Here is a 12,431-nt window from a genome sequence, read left to right as displayed (position 1 = left end):
CGTGTTTAGTGATTTAGTCTCAAAAATATATACAAGTATAGCCATAGGCCACCCAGGAAGTGCCAGTAAATGGTGCAAAGCTGTATACGCAGCATATTCTTCGAGTGTACTCTATAACGCAAACTTGCCACTATTACCAGCGCCACATAAATAAGGCCGGTGATCAGGTGAAAACCATGTACACCTGTTAATACATACATAAATGAACCGGAAGGGTTACTTGTCTCTCCTCCGAAATACACATTGTTACTTACCAGTTCTGCCCATCCGTTCCACTGGCCTACCAGAAAAGCAGCTCCTAATCCGAACGTTAAATAGAGCATGAGGCGCAGCCTGCCTAAGTTGTCCTGAGCTGCCGCATTATGGGCCAGCTGCATGGTAACACTACTCAAGGCAATAAGCACTGTGTTAATCAGTAAGATGTTTGGTAAGTCAAACTCTAACCAGTTGCCTTCTGCACGGCGCACCAAATAAGCGCTCGTAAAGGCTGCAAACATCATAATTATACTCATAATAAGCAACCACAGCGTAAACTTTAAAGGATGAATTCCGCCTGTGTTGTTCTCTTCCCCGAATGATTTCGCAACCATATCCATATTCTAAATTTTATCTAAAACAAACGCGATCTGCACGATAGGCAAATACAAAAAGGACCCAAACATAATGTTCATAGCTGCCTTGTTGGTACAAGTGCGCATCAGATGAAATGTCTGAGCCAAAAACAAAACTCCGCAAATCACAGCGATCATTGCTGAAATTGTGCCCGTCATCCCGAACTGCAAGGGTAATAAGCTCAATGGAATCAGGAGCAAGGTATAGATCATGATCTGGATGGCAGTTTTCAGATTTTTGCCTCCTTCCATCGGAAGCATCTTGAATCCAGCCTTTTTGTAGTCATCGTCCAACACCCAGGCGATCGCCCAGAAATGCGGAAACTGCCAGATAAACTGAATTCCAAAAAGAATCCAGGCCTCTACTCCTACAACCCCTGTTGCAGCCACCCAACCGATCAGCGGAGGCAGCGCTCCAGGTATAGCCCCTACAAACACATTGATCGGACTGATGCGCTTCAGCGGTGTATAGATAAACCCGTAAAGTATAAGTGATAACAGTGCAATGGCTGCAGTCAGTGTGTTGAAAACAGTAGCCAGCAGCAGCAGTCCACCTATACCTATAAGCGCACCAAATATAGCAGCCTCCATCACGCTGAGTGTGCTTGTTGGAAGCGGCCTGTTTGCCGTGCGCTTCATTAGTTTATCCAGGTCCTTTTCGAGTATCTGGTTCACGATGTTGGCAGCGCCTGTTACCATTAAGCCACCCAGCATCACTAATGCAATCTTTATCCAACTTCCACCTGGATGTCCTAGTATGTAACCAATGGCACTTGAGAAAGCTACTGTAAAACTCAGTCTGAACTTCAGGAGTTTGAAGTATGCTGACGCTTTTTGCGCTGTACTAACTAGAGATACTACCGATTCTGACCTTTCTGTAATCATTAGTTAAGAACCACTACCGGTTTTTCGACCGCCTTTTTAGAGGCGTAGTAATAAAAAATTAAAATTAGAAACTGAACTCCGAACAGCAAAGTAGCGATCGTCAGGTGCAGCGGTTGCAGGAATGCAGGTATAGCGAAATAAGCCATAATTACACCGAACGCTATCTCAGCAACAAGCAACACCATCATCCAGTTTGTCATCATATTCAACCGGCGGTCTTTTAGCTTATAAATCAGATAAGCCATGTAAAGATGCAGCGCCAGTAACAGAATGGAGAAAGAGCGGTGGATATTAAAACTCAGCCCAAGCTGGTCAACCCAAAGATCTCTGTTACTTCCATTCATCTCAAAAGCGACGGTATCCACTTCTTCGCGCACCTGCGTTCCGATCAATATCTGAACAAAAGTAGCGGCTGCTACCAGACCGATAACGAAAAACAGCTGCTTCGATGCTTCAAACCGTGGTGTTATAAAAGCAGACTGCGACCGAATGACCACATACTGCAGTAAGGCGACCAACACAAGCGCAACCGCCATGTGTATGGAAATTGTAACCGGGAGCAGATTCGTAGACACCACAATGGAGCCTAACCAACCTTGAAAACCCACCAGCACAAAACTCAGCAGCGAGAGGTAGAAAACAGACTTGTCGGATTTAAGATAAGGTATAGCATACAGCACAGTCAGGAAAATCAGTATTCCAATTACCACGCCTACCAAGCGGTTGATATACTCTATCCAGGTCTTGGTCACATTGAAATCAGTTTCAATGTGCTGCAACGGATGATCGCGTAACTCGCCTGCCACTGTATCGAAACCCACCTTATCCAGAAGCCCGGCTAGCCTCTGGTTTTTCTCTACTCGCTGATGCTTGTAGACTTCCAGATAATCATCTGGTAACTGGCTAACATCAGTTGGAGGAACCCAACTGCCAAAACACTTGGGCCAGTCCGGACATCCCATTCCTGAGCCCGTGCTTCGCACGATTCCTCCAACTAATATTAGGAAGTAAACAGCTACTACTGTTAGTACTCCAATATTCCTAAACCTTTTGTATGGAAAAGATTTATTTGTCATTTAAGCTATTCTAATTCTCTCTCGTATGGCAGGTTTGAAGACTGCGTCTGAGAGTAAGGCACGTTCTGTGGGATATAATCCTCAGCAGCGCCTGGTTTGCTATAATCGTAAGGCCATCTGTAAACTGTAGGGATCTCACCTGGCCAGTTACCGTGTCCTGGGTTAACCGGAGTAGTCCACTCCAGTGTGTTTGAATGCCATGGGTTGGCAGTAGCACGACGTCCTTTGAAGATGCTGTACACAAAGTTAAACAAGAAGATCAACTGAGCAGTGAAACCAAGGATAGCCGCAATACTGATAAAGCTGTTCAGGTCAGTGAATGTATTGAAGGCATCAAAACCTGTCCAAGAGTAATACCTTCTTGGGAAACCTGCGATACCGATGTAGTGCATTGGCATGAACACCAGGTAAGCAGACAGGAAGGTCAACCAGAAGTGAAGAGCACCCAGTTTCTCGTCCATCATGCGACCGAACATCTTAGGGAACCAGTGGTAAATACCGCAGAACATACCAAAGAAAGCAGCCGCACCCATCACAAGGTGGAAGTGAGCGATTACGAAGTATGTGTCATGCAGCTGAATATCCAGCGCTGAGTTACCCAAAATGATACCTGTCAGACCACCAGAGATAAACAACGATACGAAAGCAATTGCATACAACATTGCTGTCGTAAAGCGAATGTTACCTCTCCAAAGCGTCGCGATCCAGTTGAACACTTTCACCGCAGATGGTACTGCAATAATCAGCGTCAGGAACATGAAGACAGATCCAAGGAATGGGTTCATACCTGTCACGAACATATGGTGAGCCCACACAACGAACGACAGTACTGAAATACCCAGCATTGAACCGATCATGGCTCTATAACCGAAGATTGGCTTACGAGCGTTTGTAGCGATTACTTCAGAAACGATACCGAATGTTGGAAGGATTACGATGTATACCTCTGGGTGACCCAGGAACCAGAACAAGTGCTGGAACAAGATAGCGCTACCCCCAGTGTTAGCAAGAGCCTCTCCGGCAATGTATATATCAGAAAGGAAGAAGCTGGTTCCGAAGCTACGGTCAAAAATCAGAAGCAAGGCAGCTGACAAAAGAACCGGGAATGAAAGCAGACCCAGGATTGCAGTCAGGAAGAAGGCCCAGATAGTCAATGGCAACTTTGTCATCGACATACCTTTTGTTCTCAGGTTAATAACAGTCGTGATATAGTTAACACCACCTAACAACTGCGAAGCGATAAACAAAGCCATACTGATCAACCACATTGTCATACCGCCTTTAGAGCCCGATATTGCTTGTGGCAATGCACTTAGTGGAGGATATACTGTCCAACCACCACCAGCAGGGCCTGTTTCAAGGAACAGTGACCAGAACATGACCACACTTGCCAGGAAGAATATCCAAAAAGAAAGCATGTTCATGAAACCTGATGCCATATCACGTGCACCAATTTGCAGCGGAATCAGGAAGTTACTGAATGTACCTGATAGACCTGCTGTCAATACAAAGAACACCATGATTGTACCGTGCATGGTTACAAGCGCCAGGTAGAACTCCGGATCGAGTTTACCATTTACGATCCAGCCACCCAGGATTGGCTCCAGGAAAGTGAAAGTAGCTTCTGGCCAGCCTAGTTGCAAACGGAAGATGATTGACAGGAAGCCACCGATAAAGCCCCAAAAGATACCTGCAAACAGGAACTGCTTTGCAATTACTTTGTGGTCCTGGCTGAAGATGTACTTCTCAAAGAAGTTTTGGTCGTGATGATGATCATGCTCGTCGTGAGCGTGATGCACATCTTTATTTAGAGAGATATCTGTACTCGACATTGTTGATATTTTTTAATGCTACAACTCTGTTTTTACTTCTTCTGCACTCTTCTCCAGCACCACCTGATCTTTAGAATCCTGGGTGAACTTTGAAAGAAGCTGTGGGTTCTGCTCGATAAAAGGAGTCTGCGAAGCTAACCACTCCTCATATTCCTCAGGTTCATCAACAACTAAGATAAATCGCATCGCAAAGTGACCGCGACCGCAGATTTCAGTACAAGCCAGTTCGAAGTTGAAGTCAGGGTTGCCCGTTTCAGTGCGCACTTCCTCAGTAGTTTTAGTAGGCACAAACCAGAATTTGGTTGGCATACCTGGCACAGCATCCATTTTCACACGGAAATGTGGCAGGAAAACACTGTGGATAACGTCACGTGAACGAATTTTCAAAAGCACAGGCTTACCTTTTGGTACGTGAATCTCACGTGGCATAAAGTCGTCCATGGCGTTTGGATCACTGAAGTCGACACCAATTTCGTTTGTAGCATCGATCAGGTTTACGTTTGCCTCACCCAGTTTCCCGTCCGGTCCAGGGTAACGTACAAGCCAGCTGAACTGCTTGCCCATCACTTCAACCACAACTGCGTCTGAAGGTGCCGCACTCGTAATATTAGACCATGTTTGCCATCCTGCAAATACCAACAGCGCCATTACAACAGCTGGGATCATTGTCCAAACAATCTCCAGTTTGTTATTGTGCGGGTAGTAATAAGCACGCTTTTCGTCTTTATGCTGATACTTGTAAGAATACCAGAAAAGCAGGATCTGCGTGATCACAAACACAATACCGATCACAATCATGGTAGTCCAGAACAGACTATCCGTCCAACCGCCGTGCACAGAGGCAACAGGTTGGTTCATGTCGTCCCATGCATCTGCAAAGGACCAGGCAAAGATGGCTCCTCCTACGATCAGGAAGAGGAGCATCAAGATGCTGTTTACTTTGTTACTTGTTTTAGTGGTTCCAACAGCGCGCTGTGAAGATCCTCTGAAGATAGAGGCTAGTGTACCGATCCTGAATAACAGGAACAGTATAACTAGTAACAGGACGATGGATAAACCTATGGCTAACGTAATCATTGTATAATGTTTTTAGTATGACTAAACATGATGGTGAACACTCTCCTCCAGGAAAGGGTGATTTACTGGCACAAGTGAGGCTTTTGTCAGGCCCTTTGTGAATGTAATCAGGAATACTCCCAGGAAGATCAAGGTGGTGCCAATTTCAATAAATCCGATACCTGCATCTGTACGCATTGTACCCGGCATCATCATCAGATAGAAGTCCAGCCAATGGCCAATCAGAATTGCGATTGTAACGATTTTCAACATAATCATCTGACGTTTTGCATCTCTTGTCATCAGAACAAGGAAAGGGAAGGCAAAGTTAATCAGCAGATTTGTAAAGAAGATCCATTTGAAGTGACCGCCATTACCACCCAGACGCTCGATGAAGTAAATCGACTCTTCCGGAATGTTAGCGTACCAGATCAGCATGAACTGAGAGAACCAAACGTAGGTCCAGAAGATGGAGAAGGCGAATACAAATTTACCTAAGTCGTGCAGGTGGTTCGCATTTACCATTTTCAGGTAGCCGTTCTGCTTCAGGATGATTACAGCCAACGTGATTACCGCCAGGCCAGATACCCACCAGCTAGCGAATACGTACCAGCCAAACATGGTTGAGAACCAGTGCGTGTCAATAGAAAGCACCCAGTCCCAGGCAGAAGTAGAAGAAGTCACACCGAATACTACCAGGAACATGGCAGAAATTCTGATGCTCTTGTGGTAATAGTTCGTACCTCCCTGCAAGTCTTCATTAAGAGAGTTTCTTCTCAACCAGTTGAAGAACAGGATCCACAGCACGAAGTAAGCAACCATTCTGATCAGGAAGAACCAGAAGTTCAGGTATGGCGCCTTACCGGCAATGATTGGGTCGTACTGAGGGTTTGGAGTCACACCGTCTTCCAGGAATTGGTTGTACAGGTAATCGTGCGTCCAGTGGAAGATGTCATGACCACCTAAAAGGAATGTGATCAGCATTACAGCACCACCGATCGGAAGGTAGTAGCCCATTGCCTCAGGTATACGCTTGATTAGTACTGACCATCCTGCGTAGGCCACATATTGCACGGCTACGAAAAATACGCCAATCAGCGCGATACCTGTAAAATAAACGTTATTCAGCCAAAGGTTCATGTAGAGCCTTTTGGTCCAATGAGCTGCTTCGTGTCCTGCGGCGGCTGCTTCACCATGCCCTTCGGCCTGGTGACCACCGCTCATCGCAGCTATGATTATACCTGCTATAAGCAATACAACACCTATAGCTATCATCAAGAAAAACTTGTTGTTCGTTTTTCTGGAAATGATGAGTCTTTCTTCTGTCATTATCCTTTTGATATTATGCCTTAGACTTAGTTAGTAGGTGTAGTACCTGTTGCTGTTGAATCTGCCGCGGCAGGAGCTGGCACATCGCCACCCTGAAGCTGTTGCACATACATCACAATTTTCCAGCGCTCCGTTGGGTTAACCTGTGAGCCGTGTGGCAACATACGACCACGTCCGTTGGTGATAACGTGGTAGATGTGTCCTTCAGGAAGCGTAGCAACGCGGCCTGCAGAATAAGATGGAACGCCTTTGAACTTCTGTCCTACAAGACCTTGTCCATCGCCTTGGTCACCATGGCAAGGAGAGCAGAATCTGGTATACAGTAACTGTCCTTCAGCCAGATTAAGCTCATTCTTCTCCAGTGGGTTTTTCAACTCCACACCGGCTACTTCAGCTTCGTCTTTGGAGAGATACATGTTATAACCCATCTTGCCACGGGCAACTGTACCCGGTGCAGGCTCACGCATGTTCATGCCGCCTGGGTTATAGAGATTTTCCTTTACCTGAGAATAAGGATCCAACGGAACAGAGTGATACATGTCTGGAGCATATTCCAGACCCGGATCTTTCTCGTTGCTACAGGCTACCAGCATGGCGCCTGAAAATAATACGGCAGAGGCTTTGATACCTAAATTTAGTAGACCTTTCATTATTTGATTACCTCCTTCTCATTTACTTCGATAGCACCGTTTGAACGAAGCAGGTTGTTAAGGGCTGAGATATCAGTCACACCTTCTTTCACCTCTATCGCCATCACATACTTGTCATCTGTTGAGCGCTTGTCAAAAACATTCACCTTTAAGGAAGGTCTCAGTCTAGTAACAATAAAGAAAGTGATCACCATACCGAATGCGGCGCACAGTACAGTTAGCTCGAATGTTACAGGGATGAATGCTGGTAAGGCGATGTGCGGCTTACCACCGATGATCATGGGCCAGTCGAAACCAAGCATCCAGATCTGCATCCAGAGCGCGAAGGACATTCCGAACAGACCGCAGAAGAAGGCTACAATTGGAAGTCTTGAACGCTTAACACCTAATACATCATCGATACCGTGAATCGGGTATGGCGAAAAAACTTCGTAAATTTTAGTACCGGCAGCCCGGACGTTCTCGATGGCCTGCAGCAGGACATCCTCATCATCGTAGATACCTAGAACGAATTTTTTAGTCATTGCTATGGATGTGTATTAGTGTGCGAATCCTTGTTAGTACCGTGCATTGCACCATTCGGATGGTGCTTCACTTCGGATGAAGACTTCAGAATTGATTTCACCTCGAACATGTTGATTACTGGGAAGAACTTACAGAACAACAGGAAGAGTGTGAAGAACAAACCAATCGTACCTACATATACTCCGATGTCGATGATGGTTGGAGAGAACATCACCCATGAAGATGGAAGGAAGTCTCTGTGAAGGGAGGTTACGATAATTACGAAACGCTCGAACCACATACCGATGTTCACGAAGATAGAGATGATGAAGGTAGCAGTAAGGCTTCTTCTGATGCTTCTGAACCAGAAGAGCTGTGGCGTGATTACGTTACACGTCATCATCGACCAGTAAGCCCACCAGTAAGGTCCGGTTGCGCGGTTGATGAAAGCGTACTGCTCATATTCCACACCGGAGTACCAAGCGATGAAGAACTCTGTAATATAAGCCACACCCACGATAGAACCTGTCAGGATAATTACCTTATTCATGGACTCTACGTGCTCCAGCGTGATGTAATCTTCCAACTTGAACGTCTTACGTGTGATAATCATCAGCGTAAGAACCATTGCGAAACCTGAGAAGATTGCACCTGCCACGAAGTATGGAGGGAAGATGGTTGTGTGCCAGCCTGGGATAACAGACGTTGCAAAGTCCATGGATACGATCGTGTGTACAGAAAGTACCAGCGGCGTACAAAGACCAGCAAGGATCAAGGACACAGTTTCATGACGAGACCATGCTTTTGCGGAGCCAGTCCAGCCCATGGAAAGTATGGAGTAAGCTCTGCGGGCGATTGGGCCAGTTGCTCTGTCACGGATGGTGGCGAAGTCTGGAATCAGACCGATGTACCAGAAAACGAGCGATACAGAGAAGTAAGTTGAGATCGCAAATACGTCCCAGAGAAGTGGTGAGTTGAAGTTAACCCAAAGTGAACCGAATGTGTTTGGCAGTGGGAGTACCCAGTATGCCAGCCAAGGACGGCCCATGTGCAGAACCGGGAACATCGCGGCGCAAATTACGGCGAAGATCGTCATCGCCTCGGCTGCGCGGTTAATGGAAGTTCTCCATTTCTGACGGAACAGGAGAAGGATCGCGGAGATTAGCGTACCGGCGTGACCGATACCTACCCACCATACGAAGTTGGTGATGTCCCATGCCCAACCTACAGTTTTATTAAGTCCCCACTCACCAATACCGAACCAAAGTGTGCGGTATACTGAGTAAAAGAAAATAGCCAGACCTACCAGAGATACAGCAAAGGCGGCGGCCCAACGTGCGTTGGGCTTGGCCTCCACTTGTCTGCAGACATCTTCAGTGACATCGTGGTATGTTTTCCCCCCCGTTACCAGAGGCTCTCTTATCGGAGATACGTGCTGCATAGCGCTATCTAATTTATAAATTAAGCTAAGTTTCTAATTTTTGTCAGGTATGTCACGTTCGGCTGCGCGTTCATTTCCTCCAGTACGTGGAAGGCTCTCTCACCTTTCTCACGTGCGAGGGTCTTTGAAATGCGGCTTTCCGGATCCAGCATATCACCGAAGATGATGGCATCTGTTGGGCATGACTGCGCACAGGCTGTCACGATCTCACCATCAACCGGTCTTCTGCTCTCACGCTTAGCTTCCAGTTTACCTAACTGTATACGCTGTACGCAGAAAGAGCATTTCTCCATCACACCTCTTGAACGAACCGTCACATCCGGGTTCAACACCATCTTGCCAAGGTCGTTGTTCATGTTGAAGTCGAACTTGTCGTTGTTAGCGTAAGCGAACCAGTTGAAACGACGCACTTTGTAAGGGCAGTTGTTAGCGCAGTAGCGTGTACCTACGCAGCGGTTGTAAGCCATTTGGTTAAGGCCTTCTGAGCTGTGCATAGTAGCGGCAACCGGACAAACAGTCTCGCACGGCGCGTGGTTACAGTGCTGGCAAAGCATTGGCTGGAAGATTACGCTTGGATTCTCCGCAGGATCTTCCATCGTTTTGTAATCTTTCGGCTCATGCTCTACGGCGCTGTAGTAACGGTCGATGCGCATCCAGTGCATCTCACGACGCATCAGTACTTCTTCCTTACCTACAACCGGGATGTTGTTCTCTGCTTGGCAGCTTACCGTACAGGCACCACAACCAATACATGAGTTCAGGTCAATGACCATACCCCAGTGGTGGTTCTTGTACTCGTAGTCGTCCCAAAGTGAGATGGCAGATGGCTTGGCAGGACCTTCGTGGGTGGCGATTTTAACGTACTTCGTTACTTCCTTCGGATTCTCCTTGTAGTTTGCCAGCGTGTTTTCCTGTACCACAATACGGTCCATAATAGTATGGTGCGTTTGTGTCTGGGCAATCTCAACTGTCGAACCTGTTTTCTCTAACTGTACGGCACCTGCAAACAGGATGCTGTTGTCAGCTACAGTTGCAACCGGGAAGGCATTGGCGCCACGTCCTTTTGCAGTCGGCATAGAGTCCAGCTCACGGCCGTAGCCCATGGCTATACCTACCGTGCCCTGTGCCTGTCCTGGTTGAACCAGCGCTGGAAGCTCAAGGGACTTGCCATTCGCATAAGTTACTTTGATCACATTGCCTTGTGCAACGCCCATCTCCTCTGCCATTTTGCGTGGCATGGTGATGTAGTTGTCCCAGGTTGCTTTTGTGATCGGGTCAGGCATTTCCTGCAACCATGGGTTGTTGGACTCAGAGCCTGTGCCGATAGCTACTTTCTCGTAAACGACGGCCTCAATGCTACCGCTAGCGGCCGCTCTTGGTTTTCTGCCTGCTGCATGAGCTGCCGTCATAGCGCTGGCTGTAGCTGGGCTTAGGGCCAGCATGCTGGTTCCGTTCTCCAACACGCCATCGTGTACTACTTTCTCCCACTGCGCATCCGTTCCTGCTGCGCCTTTACGCCAGTTATTGCGGATGTAATCGTAAAAAGTTGTTTTGTTACCGCTCCAGGCCAGCAAGCTGTCCTGTGCCTGACGTGTCATGAAGATTGGGCTGATCACTGGCTGTGCCAGGCTCAGGAAGCCTCTCTTCGGCTCGAAGTCGTTCCAAGACTCGAGGTAGTGGCTGTCTGGTGCCACGTAGTCTGCAAGCGCAGCTGTCTCCTCTACTCTATCGGCAAAAGAAACTTTAAGACCCACTTTCGCCAGACCAGTCTTCACGCGGTCGGCTAATGGGTGGTCGTAAACAGGGTTGGAATTGTAGAAGAACACGGCGCCTACGCTGCCATTGTTCATTTCCTCGATCAGACGCAGCATCTGGGCATCATTGCCCTGCTTTACCAGATAGGGAGAAGCAGTGTCAATCGTAACACCCTCTGCTCCGATCGTTTTGTTAATAGCTGTTACCAGTGTTTGTACAGCAGGATCATTTGAACCGGAAACTACCAGAGCACGGCCGTTGTTAGCACGCAGGTCACGGATGGCGTTCTCCAGTGATTTCTTGTCAACATTGGCAGGGGCATTCACACCCTGTCCTGATAGACCATTGTAAATCGCTGTCGCGATTGCCAGTTCTTCGGAAGGCTTAATTGGCACACGAACGTCCGCATTGGCACCTGTAAGCGACATAATTGTCTCAAACTGGTAGTGGCGTGACATGTTCGAGTTCTCAGCCGTAATCTTTCTGTTCTGGATGTACTGCTTTGCGAATGGAACCGGAGCAATCCACGTACCCAGGAAGTCAGCGCTGATGCTCACAATAATGTTGGCTTTGCTGAAATCATATCCTGGCACCACGCCGCCATTGGCACCGATCAGGGCAGAGGCCGAGTTCGGATCGTAGGTTACGTGCTCAAAGCTGCCCACTCTAGCTCCAAACTCGTTGATCAGCTGCTTGGTTGAAGGGCTGATAACAGTAGAAGAAACAAAGGCTACTTTGCCGTTTACTCTTGAAAGGGCTGCGCGAACCTCGCTGTCAACCTGCTCCCACTTCGCTTCTTTGCCTTTAATAAGCGGTGTACGAAGTCTGTTGTTATCGTACAGGCTCAGAATAGAGGCCTGTGCCTTTGGGCTCGTACCCATTGGAGTAAGCGTAGAGCTTGGGTTTGGCTCTACTTTAATCGGACGACCTTCACGCGTCTTAACCAGAATGCTGTTGAAGTCGCCATTGTTGTAATATGTAGAAGCGTACCAGTTCGCTACGCCTGGCTCTACATCAACTGGCTTGTTCAGGTATGGGATGGCCTTTCTTACAGGGGCCTCGCATGAAGCCAGTGTAGCGGCAGCCAGACCAAAGCCCAACAGTTTCAAGAAGTCTCTTCGGGGAGCTGCCAATCCTGTGGATGCGCTCTCACCTTTGGCTTCGTTTATCGGCAGGAATTCTGGAAACTCATTATGAGCATGTTTCGCGAATTCAGGAGTATTCTCAAGCTCCTCTATTCCTTTCCAGTATTTTATTCTGTCTTGCATGTTATATCTAGAAAACTCGAACCC

General features: G+C 47.4%; 10 protein-coding genes. All 10 read right to left on the bottom strand.

Annotated features, from left to right (window positions below; translation table 11 throughout):
• Window positions 1-5 precede the first annotated feature (5 nt).
• Genes B0B12_RS14660 through B0B12_RS14615 form a run of 10 tightly spaced genes read right to left on the bottom strand, consistent with a single transcriptional unit; the run spans window position 6 to window position 12,407 of the window.
• A complete protein-coding gene (locus B0B12_RS14660) occupies window positions 6-596 on the bottom strand; it encodes a cytochrome c oxidase subunit 3 (RefSeq protein WP_076670099.1) in 591 nt (196 codons plus the stop codon).
• Between the two features lie 3 nt (window positions 597-599).
• Window positions 600-1,496 carry a heme o synthase gene (gene cyoE / locus B0B12_RS14655; protein WP_076670097.1) on the bottom strand — a complete coding sequence of 299 codons (897 nt, stop codon included), beginning with the start codon at window positions 1,494-1,496 and terminating at the stop codon, window positions 600-602.
• A complete protein-coding gene (locus B0B12_RS14650; protein ID WP_076670094.1) occupies window positions 1,496-2,572 on the bottom strand; it encodes a COX15/CtaA family protein in 1,077 nt (358 codons plus the stop codon). Before B0B12_RS14650 ends, cyoE begins: the two co-directional genes overlap by 1 nt.
• A gap of 5 nt (window positions 2,573-2,577) precedes the next feature.
• Window positions 2,578-4,404 carry a cytochrome c oxidase subunit I gene (locus B0B12_RS14645; RefSeq protein WP_076670091.1) on the bottom strand — a complete coding sequence of 609 codons (1,827 nt, stop codon included), beginning with the start codon at window positions 4,402-4,404 and terminating at the stop codon, window positions 2,578-2,580.
• Window positions 4,405-4,422: 18 nt separating this feature from the next.
• Entirely contained in the window at window positions 4,423-5,481 is a 1,059-nt protein-coding gene (locus B0B12_RS14640; protein ID WP_076670089.1) for a cytochrome c oxidase subunit II, read from the bottom strand.
• Window positions 5,482-5,502: 21 nt separating this feature from the next.
• Entirely contained in the window at window positions 5,503-6,789 is a 1,287-nt protein-coding gene (locus tag B0B12_RS14635) for a quinol:cytochrome C oxidoreductase (RefSeq protein WP_076670087.1), read from the bottom strand.
• A 26-nt stretch (window positions 6,790-6,815) separates the two neighbouring features.
• The gene (locus B0B12_RS14630; protein WP_076670084.1) at window positions 6,816-7,439 is read right to left on the bottom strand and encodes a c-type cytochrome; all 624 of its coding nucleotides are present in this window, start codon (window positions 7,437-7,439) and stop codon (window positions 6,816-6,818) included.
• Entirely contained in the window at window positions 7,439-7,963 is a 525-nt protein-coding gene (locus B0B12_RS14625; RefSeq protein ID WP_076670082.1) for a DUF3341 domain-containing protein, read from the bottom strand. Before B0B12_RS14625 ends, B0B12_RS14630 begins: the two co-directional genes overlap by 1 nt.
• 2 nt (window positions 7,964-7,965) lie before the next feature.
• Window positions 7,966-9,384, bottom strand: coding sequence for an NrfD/PsrC family molybdoenzyme membrane anchor subunit (nrfD, locus tag B0B12_RS14620; RefSeq protein WP_076670079.1), 1,419 nt, complete (start codon window positions 9,382-9,384; stop codon window positions 7,966-7,968).
• 20 nt (window positions 9,385-9,404) lie between these two features.
• Window positions 9,405-12,407, bottom strand: a complete 3,003-nt coding sequence (locus B0B12_RS14615; protein WP_076670077.1) for a TAT-variant-translocated molybdopterin oxidoreductase — start codon at window positions 12,405-12,407, stop codon at window positions 9,405-9,407.
• Window positions 12,408-12,431 lie beyond the last annotated feature (24 nt).

It is taken from the genome of Pontibacter indicus (genome assembly GCF_900156345.1).
Lineage (GTDB): Bacteria > Bacteroidota > Bacteroidia > Cytophagales > Hymenobacteraceae > Pontibacter > Pontibacter indicus.
This window is presented reverse-complemented; position numbering and strand designations above follow the sequence as displayed.